Below are 17,311 nucleotides of genomic sequence, written 5' to 3'. Positions count from 1 at the left end.
ATAATCATGAAAAAATATATAATCTTATCATCCATCTTGTTAATAGCGTTGGCAGGATGTAAGAAAGCTTTTTTAGAAGTCCCTCAAAAAACAGCATTAAGTACCACAACATTCTTTAAATCTGAGAGTGATTTTCAACAGGCCATAAATGGCGCTTATGCTCCTTTAAGAGGTCTATATAGCGGTAACAACGGGGCTTGGGCAATGGGAGAGCAGCGCTCGGATAATACGACATATAAATATAATCCAAATGATAGAGGTTCTATTCAATCGGAATACATTAAAGATTTTACCGATGATGCCAATAGTCCGGTTACCGCAAATAAATACTTTACAGATTATACAATTATCGCAAGAGCAAATCAGGTTTTGGATCCTATAGATGCGGTAGAATTTAATGCTGCATCAAAAAATAACATTAAAGGTCAGGCTTATTTTTTAAGGGCTTTTGCTTATTTCGATTTGGTACAATATTTTGGTCAGGTTCCTCTGCATTTAAAACCTGTTAAAACTTTAGATGAAACTTCACTTCCATTATCATCAGTAGATGCTGTTTATACACAAATTATTGCTGATGCTAAACAAGCTGCTACATTATTGCCAAATAAAGCAGCGCAAGAGGCAGGTCGTGCAACATCTGGTGCGGCCAAAACTTTGCTGGGAAATGTTTACATCGTACTAAAAAGATGGGCAGAGGCTGAAGCGATATTGAAAGAAGTAACCGGATATAGCCTTGTATCGGATTATAACAATGTTTTCAATCCTTCACAAAAAAATAATAGCGAATCGGTTTTTGAGGTTCAGTTTAAAGAAGGCCCAGAAGGTTTAGCTAGTAACTTCTTTTATACTTTCTTAATTCAGCCCATTTCTGCTGCCGAAATTACTGCTGTAACGGGAATTGCAGAGGTACCAAGAACCATACAAGGATTTAACCTACCAACACCCGATATTATTGCTGCTTACGAGGCAGGTGATAAACGTAAAGATGCTTCAATCGGTTTCTTAACCGCAAGCGGAGTTACTTATCCATACATTAAAAAATATGCGCATGCTCATGCAAACACCAACAATACAAATGATAACTGGCCGGTTTACCGTTATGCAGAAGTATTACTGTTTTTAGCTGAAGCTGCAAATGAGCAAAACAGACCAGGCGAGGCGCTAACTTATTTAAACCAGGTAAGAGCAAATCCTCGTACCGGTTTAGCGCCAAGTGTTGCTGCCGGACAAACAGCTGTTAGAGATGCAATTTTAGCCGAAAGAAGGGTAGAACTAGCTTTTGAAAACAAAAGATGGTTGGATTTAGTAAGAACAGGCAAAGCCGATGAAGTAATGAAAGCTTTTGGTGTGCGATTTAAAGCAAACCCATTAAGCTATTATTTTCCTGCAGGTATAACGCCATCACCTGGTTCATACACAACCATCAGGACATTGTTCCCATTGCCAGCTTCTGAAGCAGCGTTGAGTCCGTTTTTTTAGTGAATAGTAAAGGGGTTATTGTCGCCTTTGGCTAATAAATTTTAAAAATAAAGATTATCGTCATGAGGTTGTATCATAGATAAGACTTGTCATCCTGAGCCTGCCGAAGGACTTAAAAAACTAGCTTTTGAGGCGTTTCGACAAGCTCAACATGACAAGATTTAAAGATAAATTGATTTATGGTATAGTCTCACGATACTTTTTATTTTAATAACATAAACATATTATAATGCATCAACTTCGAAAATATTCTATAGCCATTCTGCTTTTAATGGTGTATGCTGTTTGCTTTGCCAAACCTGTTACGTTAGAACCCATAAATTTAAAATGCGAATTGTATAGCAATCCAATGGGGGTTGATGTGCAACAACCGGGTTTGAGCTATATCATTAAGTCAGATTTAGATAGCAGAGATGTTGAGCAAACTGCCTATCAAATCATTGTATCAAGCACAGCGCAAAACCTAGAAAAAAACAATGGCGATTTGTGGAATTCGGAAAAGGTTGCTTCGAGCCAAATGGCTTTTATTAAATATGCGGGTTTAAATTTAAAATCGGGTAGAAAGTATTTTTGGAAGGTTAGGGTTTGGGATAATCATGGAAACGTATCTAAATGGAGTTTGCCAGCCAGTTGGATAATGGGAATTTTAAATGATAAAGATTGGTCTGCAAACTGGATAAGTGCAAAAGGTGCAGAAAAATTTTCTCTTACGCCTTTCGGTTATCGGGCAGAGCGTAGCTCATCGCAAACAAAAACAAAATGGGTACAGGTTGATTTGGGCAAAACTGCATCAATATCAGCGGTTAGGCTAACCCCAATGTTTTTTGAAGATAGAGCGGGTTATGGTTTTCCATCTCACTTTAAAGTAGAAATGGCTGATAACGAAAAATTTAACAATGCTGTAACTTTAGTAGATTATACAGAATCAGGCTTTAGAAATCCCGGATGGAAACCGGTTTCAATCCCTTTAAAAAATGCGTCAGGAAGATTTATCAGGTTAACTGCTAGTAAATTATGGGGTAGAGATAAAAATTATCAATTTGCTTTAAGGCAAATCGAAGTGTTCTCTAACGGAAAAAATATTGCAGCTGATAAAGCAGTTCAGGCTTCTGATAGTAATGAAGAAAGTGGTTGGTCGAAAAAGAATTTAACCGATGAACCTCAAGATCGCAAATCGCTACCGAATTATTCATCAATGGCTTTGCGAAAAGATTTCCAGGTGAATAAAAATCTGCTTAGAGCGGTAGTTTTTATTAGTGGCATGTCTGAATTTGAATTGAGCATTAATGGAAACAAAGTAGGTAACGATTTACTTGCTCCAGGGTGGACAGAATATAAAAAAACCATTCTGTACAACACATACGATATCACCAGCAAACTTCTATCAGGTACCAACGCTATCGGGATTATTTTGGGCAATGGGATGTACAACATTCAACCTGATTCTATACGTTACGTAAAATTTTTAAATGCTTATGGACCATTAAAAGCCATAGCACAGCTGCGTTTAGAATATGCTGATGGTAGTGTAAAAACCATCGGCACCGATAAAACATGGAAGGTTTCACCTGGGCCAATTACTTATTCAAACATGTTTGGTGGCGAAGATTACAATGCCAATCTGGAAATTGCCGGATGGAATAAACCAAATTTTAAAACCAACACCAATTGGACAGGCGCTATTGAAACTGGAGGTCCGGGAGGAAAGTTGAAAGGCTTATCATCTGCTGCACCGCAGGTTAAAGTTATCGACACAAAGAAAGCAGTTAAAGTTACCCGGATTAAAGATAATGTATGGATTTACGACTTTGGGCAGAACGCTTCCATGATGCCTAAACTTACTGTTACGGGAAATAAAGGTGATTATGTTCGCATGATTCCGTCAGAACTTTTAGGAACCGACGGGCTGGTAGATAGAAAATCAGCTACTCAAGATGGTGTCCGACCGGCTTGGTGGCAATACACACTTAAAGGTGGCAAACAAGAATCATGGAAACCAAAGTTCTTTTATCAGGGAGCAAGATATGTACAGGTTGAATTATTTCCTGCAAATAAAGGCACTAAGTTGCCTGCCGTAATCGAACTGGAAGATTTAATTGTTCATTCATCATCTACACCAACTGGTAGTTTTGCAACTTCTAATCAGTTATTTAACCAAATATATGATTTGGTTAGGTGGGCACAAAGAAGCAATATGCAAAGCCTGATGACAGATTGCCCGCACCGCGAAAAAATGGGCTGGTTAGAAGAAAATCATTTAAACGGACCATCGTTAAGATACAATTTTGATATGTCGCCACTTTTTAGAAAAACCATGAGCGATATGGCCGATGCACAAGAACAAAATGGTTTTGTACCTAACATTGCTCCTGAATATTTTATTGCAGGTTCTTCTGAATTAAGCAATGGCTTTCGCAATTCAACAGAATGGGGAAGCTCATTTATCATTGTTCCATGGCAGCAATATTTATTTTCTGGAGATATTTCGCTGCTTGAGCGCTATTACGATAGAATGAAAGGCTATGTAAACTTTTTAGCATCAACAGCAAAAAATAATATCATCACAACTGGTTTAGGCGATTGGTATGATATCGGACCAAAACCTGCTTGGGGTTCTCAACTTACGCCAGAACCTTTTACCGGTACGGCAATATATTATTATGATAACCTAATTATGTACAATATTGCTAAACAATTGGGTAAAGAAGAAGATGCTACTGATTTTAAGAAATCGAGCGAGCAAATCCGAAAATCTTTTAACGACAAATTTTTTAATAAAGAAACTGGCTTGTATGCTACCGGGTCTAACACAACATCGGCTATGCCTTTATTTTTAAATATTGTCGAACCTGAAAATCGTAGCAAACTTTTTAATTCTTTGGTAGATTCTATTCGTAAAAACAATAACAGTTTTAATTCTGGTGAGATTGGTTATCGCTTTTTATTGCGGGCTTTGGCAGATGGTGGTCGTTCGGATGTCGTTTATGATATGAACAACCAATCTGATAAACCTGGTTATGGCTACCAAATTAAAAAAGGTGCAACAAGCTTAACCGAAAAATGGGATGCTGGTGTGGGCGATTTTGGCTCACAAAATCATTTCATGTCTGGCCAAATTAATGAATGGTTTTTTAACGATTTAGTGGGTATTAGTCCAGATGAAACCGGACCAGGATTTAGAAAAATACAGATTAAACCAGCCTTGTTAAATGAACTTAATTGGGTTAACGGCGAATTCAAATCCATCAGCGGAGATATCAATTGCAGCTGGAAACGCAATGCAGGTGGTATAAATCTCGATGTTAAAATCCCTGTTAATACAAGTGCCACAATTTACATTCCTTGTACCGATGTTAATTTATTAACTGAAGGCGGCTTGCCTGTAAACACTGCTAAAGGATTAAAATTTATAAAATCAGAAGGTGATAATTTGGTTTTTGAAGCCAAATCAGGGAACTATCACTTTCTTATAAAAAATAAATCCTGATTTATCTACCCATTGAATTACACATCTATCATGAATAAAAATACGTTTAAGGTTGGTTTATTTGCTATCGGTTTAGATACCTATTGGGATCAATTTGAAGGATTAGAAACTCGTTTAAAGGGTTATCTTTCTGTGGTTGAAGAAAAGATTTCATCTATCCATCCTAATGTTCTTAACCTGGGATTAGTTGATAATATCGATAAAGCCTTTGATGCCGGCGATAAATTTAGAACAGAAAATGTTGATATAATCTTCTTATATGTAAGTACTTACGCATTATCATCAACCGTTTTACCTATTGTTCAGCGTGCTAAAGTTCCTGTAATAATTTTAAATATCTCTCCCGAACCTGCTATTGATTATGAAAAATTTAATCAAATGGATGATAGGGTAAAAATGACCGCAGAGTGGTTGGCCTATTGTTCGGCTTGCCCGGTACCCGAAATTGCAAATGTGTTTAATAGAACAGGTATTCAATTTTACCAGGTAACAGGCATGCTGCATAATGATGAAGAATGCTGGCAAGAGGTTGCTCAGTGGATAGAGGCAGCAAGAGTTGCCAACATCATGTCGTACAATAGGCTGGGTTGCATGGGGCATTATTATAGCGGTATGCTCGATATATATACAGATATCACTAAGCAATACGCTCACTTTGGCGGCCATATAGAACTTTTAGAAGTTGATGAATTGGCTGCACTAAGAAAATCAATAACCGAAATTGAGATTAGCGATAGGGTTGCTCACTTTAAAACTCAATTCGAAATTGAAGAAGATTGTGCTTTGCATGCTTTGAATGATGCAGCCAGAACATCAGTTGCCCTCGATAAACTGGTTGAAAAATACAAGCTGGGTTCCATGGCTTATTACTACAAAGGCACCGGTAATCAAGATAATGAAGATACCATAAGCTCAATCATTTTAGGCAATTCTTTATTAACAGCCAGAGGAATTCCGGTTGCTGGCGAATATGAAATTAAAAATGCACAGGCTATGAAAATCATGGATAGTTTTGGTGCAGGTGGGTCATTTACAGAATATTATGCTATGGATTTTAAAGATGATGTGGTATTGATGGGGCATGATGGACCAGGGCATATTGCCATTGCCGAAGGAAAAACTAAAGTTAAACCATTAAAAGTATATCATGGTAAAGTTGGCAGCGGTCTTTCTGTAGAAATGTCGGTTAAAAACGGACCGGTAACCTTGCTTTCCGTTGCCGAAACTAAGGACGGAAAATTGATGCTTTTAGTAGCCGAAGGCGAATCGGTTAGCGGACCAATTTTACAAATTGGCAACACCAACAGCCGGTATAAATTTAGCATTGGCGCCAGAAAATTTGTAAATGCATGGAATGAAAACGGACCAGCACACCATTGTGCAGTAGGGATAGGACATATAGCTGATAAGATTGAAAAACTTGGTCAGTTATTAAATATGCCCGTTGTAAAAGTCTGTTAGCAACAGTTTGGGTTTTAAAAACCTTGCCGTTTAAACCCAAACTTTTATAAAATAAAATACTATGAAACCACAACACTTAAATATAATTAATGTAGAAAGTCAATCTTTTAGTGTAAGGAAAGATTTTTATGCGAACATCAACAACAGGTGGCATTACCATAAACAAATCGAGCTAATTACTTTTCATAAAGGTACCGGTACTCAGTTTGTAGGCGATAACATCAGGAATTTTGGACCAGGAGATGTGGTTTTAATTGGCAGCGACTTGCCCCATTATTGGAAGTATGACAGCTGTTTTTTAAATGATAAAGAAAATCATGAGCCATATTCTACCGTAATTCATTTTTTTGATAATTTTTTAGGCGATAGGTTTTTAATGCTTCCAGAATCAAGCAGTCTTCGTTCTTTAATGGAGCTGGCAAAAAGAGGTATCTTGATTAAAGCTAAAGATGCAACTGCAATTGCTGCTAAAATTGAATCGGTTTACAATTCTCAAGGCATTGTTAGGATTATTCAACTTTTAGATTGCCTTAACGCCATTAGTAAAATGCCAGAGCATACTATCTTGGCAAGCATAGGCTTTAAACAAGATTTTAAAGAATACGAAAACGAAAGAATGGATAACATCTACAATTTTGTAATCAGCAATTTCAAAAATAAAATCGAACTGGAAGAGGTAGCAAGCATTGCTGGTATGTCAGTAAGTTCTTTTTGCCGGTATTTCAAAACCCGAACTGGTAAAACCTTTATGAATTTCTTGGCAGATATGCGTGTTGGCTACGCCTGTAAGTTAATTTTAGATAATAAGCTGAATATGAAGAATATATGCCATGAATCTGGATTCAATAACTTTTCGTGCCTGCATAAAAACTTTAAAACCATAACAGGTATGACCCCAAAAGATTACAGGCAACAGCATAATATCAAATGAAATTAACACAGATGTTAATATTGATATGCTTTTATGGTAAAATCATTTAATAAGTAGTCAATCTGAGCAAATTTCTGATGCTAAAATCTTGTTTCTTTGAAAGTAGATAACACCTAACCAGATATTTACCTCATTAAAAAGGAACTTTTAATCCCAATAATTAGGTTGCTTAAGCTAGAAGTTAAATAGCGGTTGTTGAAATATATTTCGGACATACTGTTTATAAAAATTTCTAAAAGTGATAAACATCTGTTGGTGTAAAATTCAAATTATCGCCCTCAAGCTTAAAATCAATACCTGGCTACATTATGAGTAAACTTAAACGCATAAAACTTCTTTTATCAATCATAATTATTGGATTCACTGTACCTGTTCATGCACAAGTAAAAAGTGCTGATAATCCTGAACAAGTGTTTTTAAATCCGCCTGAAAGCGCAAAACCTGGTGTTTTGTGGATGTGGATGGGTGCTAATTTGAGTAAATCGGGCATTACTAAAGATTTGGAGGCGCTTAAGAAGGAAGGTTTCAATAGAACAACAATGTTTAGTTTGGCCGATGTAACCACACCATGGGCAGGAGAAATAAATAAAAGCCCAACGCCCGAAATAATTTCCTGGACCGAGCCTTGGTGGGATTTGGTAAAACATGCAGCTAGTGAATCAAAGCGTTTGGGTATGGATTTTGGCATGTTCAATGGTCCATCATACGAATCAAGCGGTGGTCCTTGGATTACACCCGAGCTTTCTATGCAAGAAATTTGCTACAACGAAGTAAAAGTTAAAGGGAACACACATATCAGCATAAATATTGGTAAGCCAAAAGTTAATCCGAGAGGAAAGAGTCCTTTTCCAATGTATAACCCGGAGACCAATAAGGTCGAAAAACCAGAAATTAAAGCCAGAAATACCTATTATAAAGATATTGCACTTTTGGCTTTGCCGGCTTCAGGTATTGTTCCAAAAGATAAAATTATTGATTTAACCAGTAAAATGCAGGTCGATGGGCAATTGGAATGGGATGCACCCGCAGGCGATTGGGTTATTTATCGATTCGGACATACTACAAGCGGTACACTTATTCAGCCATCGCAATGGAAAGCTACTGGTTTAGAATGCGATAAAATGAGTGAAGAGGCTGTGGCTTTTCACCTCGACCATGTTGTTGGAGAAATTAAAAAGTACATAGGCGAATTTGTTGGCAGTAGTTTTACTCATGTTCATTTTGATAGTTACGAAGCTGGCGAACCAAATTGGACACCAAAAATGAGGTCAGAATTTTCATCAAGAAGAGGATACGATTTGGTTCCGTATTTGGCTTCTTTTGCCAAACGTACCATTGGAAGCAAGCAAGACTCTTTAAAATTTAGAGAAGATTTTAGTGCCACAATTAAAGATTTATACCGCGATGTATATTTCGCTACCATTGCAAAAAAACTAAAGGCAGCTAACCTTACTTTCTTAGCCGAACCTTATGGCGGACCATGGCGACAAGATGATGTAATGCCTTATGTGGGCAAGGTGATGACTGAGTTTTGGACGCACAAAGGAAAATATAGTCCGTACGAGTTAGACCCAACTGTTGCTGCGCTAAGAAAATCAGGGCAAAATATTATTGAAGCAGAAGGATTTACCGGCGACCCAACAGATAGTAAATGGGATGAAACCCCTGCCTGGTTAAAATCTATGGGCGATGCCGCGTTTTGTGCCGGTGTAAATCAGTTAATACTGCATCGTTTTGTGCAACAACCTTGGGATGAGAAATATAAGCCTGGTGCAACTATGGGGCAATGGGGAACCCATTTCGATCGTACCCAAACCTGGTGGGAGCCTGGTAAAGCAATGGTTGAGTATTGGAAACGATGCCAGGCTTTGTTGCAATGGGGACATATCAATGATACAAAAGATGATTTTTTCGTAGCAGAGCAAACCGGGAACGTTGATTTGAAACACATTCGAAGAAGCGATGGTGATATGGATATTTTTTTCGTAGCCAATACAAATCGTTCTTTGGGAGCTGCAAAATGCAGCTTTAAAGTTGTTGGCAAACAGCCAGAATTATGGAACCCGGTAACAGGAGAAATGAAAGATTTGCCTCAATTTGATGAGCAAAATGGTGCTACCAGCATTCAATTAAATTTCGAAGATTCTCAAAGCTTTTTTATCGTTTTCAGGAAACCAGCTGTTAAAAAATCGAACGCTGTTAATTTTCCTGCATCACAATCACTTGCAACTTTAGATGGAAGTTGGGATGTGAAATTTGATGCGGCATGGGGTGGACCAGTAAAACCAGTACGCTTTAATAGCTTAACCGACTGGACTAAAAATGAAGAAAATGGCATTAAATATTATAGTGGAACTGCACTTTACACAAAAGTTTTCAACGCCACATATTTAAGTAAAGAGAATAGTAAAAACCTTTTAATTGATTTAGGAACAGTAAAACATATTGCAAGTGTAAAATTAAATAATGTTGAACTTGGTGTAGTGTGGACGGCACCGTGGAACATTCAAATTCCGGCCGGACTGCTGAAAAAATCAAATAACAAATTAGAAATTGCCGTTACAAATGTTTGGGCGAATAGATTGATTGGCGATGAGCAGGAACCAGCCGATATGGAATGGCTTCCTGGTCACATGAACAGCGGTTCGTTTTTAAAAGAATTTCCAGATTGGTTCTTGAACAATAAGCCTCGTCCATCAAAAGGAAGATTCACCTTCACCACCTGGAATTACTTCACTAAAGATTCGCCATTAATTTCTTCAGGGTTATTAGGTCCGGTAAAAATTATTCATTCAGAAAATAAATTGTAATCAAATGAGCATAATGCGTTACATTTCTTACAGTATTTTAATCTGTTTTGTTTGCACACAACTTCATGCACAAAAAATGGATTGGCAGGAGGTAGAACCTGGTATTTGGAAGGCAACCGTCGGTAAACCAGAGCAATACAATCTGTTAACAGCTTCTGGCGTTTCGCCTTATCATAATGGTTTAATGAAGCTGGAGCAATCAAAATTTCCACTTTTAAAATCAGAAATTACAGCAAAAATAATTGATGGAAAAACTTATTTAAAGTTTCCTTTAGATAAAACAGAGCAACTTTTTGGCTTCGGATTAAACTTCAAATCTGTAAACCAAAGAGGTAAAATTCTCGAGCTTCATGTAGATCATTACAACGGAACTGATAATGGTAGAACGCATGCGCCAACACCTTTTTATGTTTCATCGAAAGGTTACGGAATTTTTATAAATAGTGCTCGCTACTTAAAAGTTTACGCAGGTGCTTCGGTACAAAGAGATAGTAAAAATCCACCCGAAGTTCAGGATAGAAATACAGACCCGAATTGGAATCCTCACCCATATTCTGATGGTGTTGAAATTCTTGTGCCGGCAGAAGGTGTAGAAATTTATGTTATAGGCGGTCCAACGCCTATGAATGCTGTGCAACGCTTCAATCTTTTTAACGGCGGTGGTTGTTTGCCGCCACGTTGGGGCTTGGGCTTTACACAACGTATGGAGCGACTTACCAATGCTGCCGAAGTATTTAAAGAAGCTGCAGATTTTGAACAAAGAGGTTATCCGCTTGATTTTATCGGACTTGAACCTGGTTGGCAAAGCAAATCTTATCCAAATACATTCGAATGGGATAAAAAAAGGTTTCCGGAGCCAGCAAAAATGGTTGCTGACTTGCTAAAGAAAAATATCCGCATAAATTTATGGATAAATCCCTACGTTTCGCCTGATGCCCCGTTTTATAAAAAACTGCTTCCTTACACGGCATCGCACACGGTTTGGGCTGGTGTAGTGCCAGATATAAATACAGATAGTGGCAAAAATATTTTGTTTACTGCATTAAATAAAAACAAAGTTGACATCGGCATCAGCGGATATAAAATTGATGAAGTAGATGGTGGTGATGGCTATTTATGGCCTGATTTGGCAACTTTTCCTTCACAAACATCGGCCGAGCAAATGCGCCAAACCTATGGCGTGTTAATGCAACGATATACTACAGAATTGTATCAGCAAAAAAATCTGCGAACTTATGGTTTGGTTAGAGGTTCGAATGCAGGTGGCGTTTCTTTTCCTTACGTTATCTACAACGACTATTACAACCACCAGGATTTTATCACCGCTTTAATTAATAGTGGTTTCGCAGGTGTTTTATGGACACCCGAAGTAAGGGCATCCAATAGTCCTGAAGAATGGGTAAGGCGTTTTCAATCAAATGTTTTTTCTCCAATGGCAATGATTAATGCTTGGGCAAGTGGTACCAAACCATGGACATTCCCCGAAGTTGCCCCAATAATTAAAGAATTTGCGCTATTACGAATGCAAATGATGCCTTATTGGTACAGCGAATTTGCTAAATATCATTTCGAAGGTATTCCACCTTTCAGGGCCATGAATTTAGAAAATGGTTTCCAAAATATCACCCCTATACAAGAAAAGAAAAACGATAATCTGGAAGAAAACCCATATGCAAAAGCAATGGTAAAAGAGATTAAAGACCAATACATGGCAGGCGAAAACCTACTTGTAGCACCAATGTTTACCGGGCAAAAAAGCAGGACCGTTATTTTACCTAAAGGAAAATGGTTTGATTTTTACACCGGAAAGTATGTCGGCGATGGCGAAGTAATAACAACAAATCCTGGTTTAGATAAAATTCCGGTTTATGTTAAAGATGGTGGAATTATACCCATGATGAAACCATTGCTTCACGCACCAAAACCAGATGAAAAAGTAGATATCGAATTTCGATACTATGGCTCAAAACCGGCAACATACCAGTATTACGATGATGATGGTGAGACCTATAATTATGAAAAAGGTGATTTCTCGATTAGAACAGTCAAAATTTCAAAAGTTAAAGGTAAATGTGTTGGAAGTATTACCAACGCTGAAAAAGGCAAACCCAACACAACCAAGAAAATAACCTATAAGATGATGACGCTTTAAGGCAAATTGAACCGAACAATAAGACTATTTAAACCAATATAATACAGGTAAATGAGAATTAACAACCCGATTTAATCTTCTTAAATTTTTAACTAACCAAATAATAATTATGAGTAAACTTAAACTTTATTGTTTCCGAGGCTGCAAGTTGGCAGCTGTAGTGGCACTGCAGTTATTTCTGCTACTCGGTTATGCTTTTGCCCAAACCAACATTACGGGCAAAGTAACCGATACAAAAGGAGAACCAATTCCTGGTGTTTCCGTTCGGGTAAAGGGAGCGCAAACCGCAACCTCTACCGATACAAATGGAAAATATGTTATTTCTGCATCGCCAACATCTGTTTTGGTATTCACGCTTGTAGGTTCAACCCCAAGCGAGATTACTGTTGGAAATAGAACAACGGTTAATGTATCACTATCAGAAAGTCAAAACGACCTAAGTGATGTAGTAGTAATCGGTTATGGCACCAAGAAAAAAATAGACCTTACCGGTGCTGTAAACTCGTTGCAATCTGAAGAAATTACCAGGGCACGTGCTACTGGTGCTCAAGAAGCCATGCAAGGTAGGCTACCAGGTGTTGATATCAGGCGTAACTCAGGAAAGCCGGGTTCTGATTTTAGTATCGAAATTAGAGGTGCAAATTCAATTACAGGAAGTACACAGCCACTTTATGTTATTGATGGAATTCCGGTTGCGCAAAATGGTAGCGCAACCAATCCTATTAATGACATTAATCCTGCTGATATCGAACGTATTGATGTGTTAAAAGATGTTTCATCTACTGCCATTTATGGTTCAAGGGGTTCGAATGGTGTTATTTTGGTTACTACAAAACGAGGTTCTAAAGGTGCTACAAAAATAACTTATGATGCTTTTATCGGTATTGTAAATCCTTACAATTTGCCTCCGGTGATGGATGGACCAACTTTTGTAAATTATGTTCGTGATTATTTTTATGAATTACCAAGAGCTACGGCAATCAGGAATAATCAACCCATCCCAACAACACCTATTGCAGACAATACTATTTTTTCAGCAACTGAATTAAGTAACATTGCTAATGGTACTTACACAGATTGGATAGATTTAATTAAAAGAAACGGTATTTCATCAAATCAAAATTTATCAATCAGCGGAGGCGATGATAAAACCAATTACTTTATTGCTGCGGGATATCAGCTTTATCAGGGAACAATGAAAGCCGAAAGTACTAAGAAATATACTTTAAAGGCTGGTTTGGATAAAACGATAAACAAAACTTTCAAAGCTGGCGCATCCATGTATACGACCTTTGCCGATATACACCCAAGTAGTGGTGAAGCGTTTAGAAGTGCCTATCGCCTTCGCCCAACTGGTAGTGCTTACAATGCTGATGGATCGGAACGCTTTTTTGCTTATGAATCTGAGGCACAAATTACCAATCCATTGTTTGATTTCAGAAACGAAATCAGGCAGCAACAGTACCTGCATGTTTTACCAAATGTTTATGCAGAAGCAAATATTATAAAAGGGCTAAAAGTTCGTACCTCTTTCAGTCCGGATATAACGATACAAAAACAAGGACAGTTTAACGATACGTTTTCAAAATCCAGATTGGGTACTTTGCCTAATAGTGCATCAACTGCTGCAAATCAGTTTGTTAATTATACCTGGGATAACTTATTGGTTTATAATAACGAAATAGGTAAACATAAATTTGATGTAACTGTTGGTAATTCGTTTGAATACCATCAGCAGGATTTCACTTCAAACTCGGCGACGGGGCTTCCATTTAATTCTCTATGGTATAATTTACAGTCGGCCACAACGGTTAACGGTATTGCACCAGTTATTACCGTAGGTAGTGGTTATAGCCTGCAAAATATTACCTCCGTTTATGGCAGGGCAAATTATACCTACAATGATAAATACCTATTTACGGCAACTTTTCGTGCCGATGGTAATTCGATATTTGCACCAGGACATAAATGGGGTTACTTTCCATCGGGTGCATTTGCTTGGATAATTAGTAAAGAAAACTTTTTTAGCAATGTAAAAGCAATAGATTTATTGAAACTTAGATTGTCTTATGGCAAGTCTGGTAATGCTTCATTAAGAGATCCATATTTTCTTCCATACGTAACACAATCTAAATTAAACCAAACGGTATATGATTTTAATGGAAGTGGTGCTAACGGATTTGCCCCCGCATTTGGAAATCAGGATTTAACATGGGAAAAAACAGACGAATACAATTTAGGATTAGATATGCAAATGTTTAAAAACAGAATTGGTTTGCAGGTAGATCTTTATCGTAAAACTACAAATGGAACCGTGTTGAGCCAAAGAATTCCTGATGCAAATGGTTACCCTAATACAACGACCAATCTTGGCACCATTCGTAATCAAGGTATTGAAGTGGGTATTAATACAGTAAACATTCGCTCTGATAAATTTACATGGAATACTAATTTTAACTTTGCCATTAACAATAATAAACTTCTTGAACTGTATGGTGATGGAAAAGATGATATCGGAAATGGATTTTTCATAGGTCAGAAATCAAGGGTAGTTTACCGTTATAAAATTACAGGCGTTTGGCAGAACGAAGAACTTGCTGCGGCTAAAAGCTATGGCAGAATTCCCGGACAATATAAAATTGAAGACATAAGTGGACCAAATGGTGTTCCAGATGGTAAAATCGATCCAAGCGATAGGCAAATTATTGGCAGTGATATGCCGAAATGGTTTGGTGGTTTAACGAGTACCATGAATTATGCAAATTTTGATTTCAGCATAACACTTTACACCCGTCAGGGATCTTATGAAAACAGCGTATTCCTAGAGCAAGTGATGAATGGTGATCAAACTAGGGCACGTTTTGGTGCATTCGACAGAGATTACTGGACACCAACCAACCCAAGCAACACCTGGGCAAATACGGCTATTGAAACAGATGGAGATGCCAGAACTGTTGCGCAATTTCAGAACAGTTCTTATACTAAAATCAGTAACATGACGCTCGGCTACACTTTGCCAAGAACAATGTTAAATAAAGTAGGTATTCAAGGGCTTAGAGTCTACGCTAATGCATTCAATCCTTTCATATTCTCAAAATTTGTTGGTTGGGATCCTGAAAATCCAAGTGGCAACTCTTTCCTTAATCAGGATTTTAGAACACGAACTTTCATGTTCGGTTTAACATTAACTCTATAAATAGCAGTCATAATTTAATTAAGATATGATGAAAAATATAAGCACAAAATACATACTCATTGGTGCATCAGCCTTGCTGCTTAGCATAACCGGCTGTAAAAAATTTACAGATGAATACAATCCTGCAAACCGCACCGCCGAAACCTATTACAACAAGTTTGCTGGTTTCGAAGATTTAGCAAAATCCAATTACGCCACTTTAAGAGGTGTAATTAATTTCCCCACGTTTTTTAATTTAGGTACGGATACTTACAGTACGGCTAATATTAATGATAATAGTGGAGAAAACCTGTATAATATCAACCTTAATTCCCAAAATGGGAATTCTGCTTTTTATGCGCAAATGTATACAGCCATAAATATTGCGAACAATACCATATACTGGGCTACACAAGTTACTGATGGTAGTGCAGCAACGGTAAATACAAGAGTTGCAGAAGCAAAAGCATTACGAGCATTTTATTATTATTACTTAGCAGAAACTTTTGGTGATGTGCCTATTGTTCTTACCAGGACAACTGGCGTTACACTTGCATACACCCGAGCGCCAGAAAAAGATGTTTACGACCAGGTGATTAAAGATTTAAACGAAGCAATTGCAGTTTTACCCGCTACAACAACAGATTTTGGTCGTGTTACAAAAGGTTTTGCACAACACTTGCTTGCGAAAGTATATTTAACAAGAGGCTATAAAACTTACGGTGGAGGCAATGCCGATTTTACTCAGGCAGCAGCTCTTGCAGAAACTGTAATTGCATCGGGTACTTATGCCTTGAAACCAAAATTTTCTGATTTGTTTGACCCAACTGTTCCCAATTATCAAAGCAATAATGAGGTAATTTTTTCTGTTCAATACAGTACAAATGCTTTGTTTAACGGTGGTGGAAATACATTGCAACAATGGTTTCTTTGGGATGTGCAAAACTCAGCACTTTTAGGCAGAAGTGTATTTTATGGCAAAACAAATAATGCTATAGCACCAGACCCTTACTTTTTCAGTTTATTTAATAAAAACAGCGATAGTCGTTATTTGGCAACAGTTTACGATGCCGTATTAACTCAGGTAGCAGGTTCGTTTAACGGAAAATCATTTGCCGTTGGCGATACTTTAATTTATTATCCAACTGTGCCTTTTACGGCTGCTCAAAAAGCCTTAAGAAAATACATTGTAATCAATCCTGATGAATACAGAACATCACCTTTTCTTAATGGTGTACGCAACTATCCACAATTCAAGAAATTCCGAGATCCTTTTGTAAGTGGTTATGTAGATAATGGTGGCGCTAGAGATACGTATGTTTTCCGCCTGGCAGAAACGTATTTGCTTGCAGCAGAAGCTTATGTGAAGTTAAACAATCAAGGTAAAGCTTTAGCTTACATGAATGTGTTACGCACAAGAGCTGCTAAAACCGGAACAAACCCATTAACAGGTGTACTTTACGCAACAGAAATGCAATATACTGGTTCAGTTACTTTAGATGCAATATTAGAAGAACGAGCCAAAGAATTGGTTGGAGAAGAGTTTAGATGGTATGAACTAAAACGTATGTATGAAACAGTTGGAAGTGTAGCAACTAATAAATTGCTTACCCGCTCTTTATTGTACAATGATGAATTAAAAGCTGCCCAGGCAGGTAAAACCATCCTGGATGCTAAATATTTATTAAGGCCAATTCCTCAAACACAAATAGATTTAAATAGAGGCTCGTTTCCTCAAAACCCTGGTTATTAAAATATGCCGGGAAGATTTAACGAGATTGTTGAAAAATGCTTGTTTAATTTGTAATAAACAACA

Annotated in this window: 8 protein-coding genes; all 8 read left to right on the top strand. The window is 37.5% G+C overall.

Annotation, left to right across the window (positions count from 1 at the left end; all coding sequences use genetic code 11):
* The first annotated feature begins 6 nt into the window (after window positions 1-6).
* A complete protein-coding gene (locus D7004_RS01710) occupies window positions 7-1,479 on the top strand; it encodes a RagB/SusD family nutrient uptake outer membrane protein (RefSeq protein WP_123204143.1) in 1,473 nt (490 codons plus the stop codon).
* Window positions 1,480-1,708: 229 nt separating this feature from the next.
* Window positions 1,709-4,966, top strand: coding sequence for a family 78 glycoside hydrolase catalytic domain (locus D7004_RS01705; RefSeq protein ID WP_123204142.1), 3,258 nt, complete (start codon window positions 1,709-1,711; stop codon window positions 4,964-4,966).
* Window positions 4,967-4,996: 30 nt separating this feature from the next.
* Window positions 4,997-6,427, top strand: a complete 1,431-nt coding sequence (locus D7004_RS01700; RefSeq protein ID WP_123204141.1) for an arabinose isomerase — start codon at window positions 4,997-4,999, stop codon at window positions 6,425-6,427.
* Between the two features lie 61 nt (window positions 6,428-6,488).
* Window positions 6,489-7,358: an AraC family transcriptional regulator gene (locus D7004_RS01695; protein ID WP_123204140.1), complete on the top strand. Its 870-nt coding sequence runs from the start codon at window positions 6,489-6,491 to the stop codon at window positions 7,356-7,358.
* A 308-nt stretch (window positions 7,359-7,666) separates the two neighbouring features.
* Window positions 7,667-10,168 carry a glycosyl hydrolase gene (locus D7004_RS01690; RefSeq protein WP_123204139.1) on the top strand — a complete coding sequence of 834 codons (2,502 nt, stop codon included), beginning with the start codon at window positions 7,667-7,669 and terminating at the stop codon, window positions 10,166-10,168.
* A 4-nt stretch (window positions 10,169-10,172) separates the two neighbouring features.
* Window positions 10,173-12,320, top strand: coding sequence for a glycoside hydrolase family 31 protein (locus tag D7004_RS01685; RefSeq protein ID WP_123204138.1), 2,148 nt, complete (start codon window positions 10,173-10,175; stop codon window positions 12,318-12,320).
* Between the two features lie 109 nt (window positions 12,321-12,429).
* Window positions 12,430-15,516, top strand: a complete 3,087-nt coding sequence (locus tag D7004_RS01680; protein WP_123204137.1) for a SusC/RagA family TonB-linked outer membrane protein — start codon at window positions 12,430-12,432, stop codon at window positions 15,514-15,516.
* A gap of 25 nt (window positions 15,517-15,541) precedes the next feature.
* A complete protein-coding gene (locus D7004_RS01675) occupies window positions 15,542-17,248 on the top strand; it encodes a RagB/SusD family nutrient uptake outer membrane protein (RefSeq protein ID WP_123204136.1) in 1,707 nt (568 codons plus the stop codon).
* Window positions 17,249-17,311: the final 63 nt, after the last annotated feature.

This window comes from Pedobacter jejuensis (assembly GCF_003725795.1).
In the GTDB taxonomy this organism is placed as follows: Bacteria; Bacteroidota; Bacteroidia; order Sphingobacteriales; family Sphingobacteriaceae; genus Pedobacter; species Pedobacter jejuensis.
The sequence above is the reverse complement of the archived record's forward strand: the minus strand, read 5'-3'. Positions and strand labels throughout refer to the sequence as shown.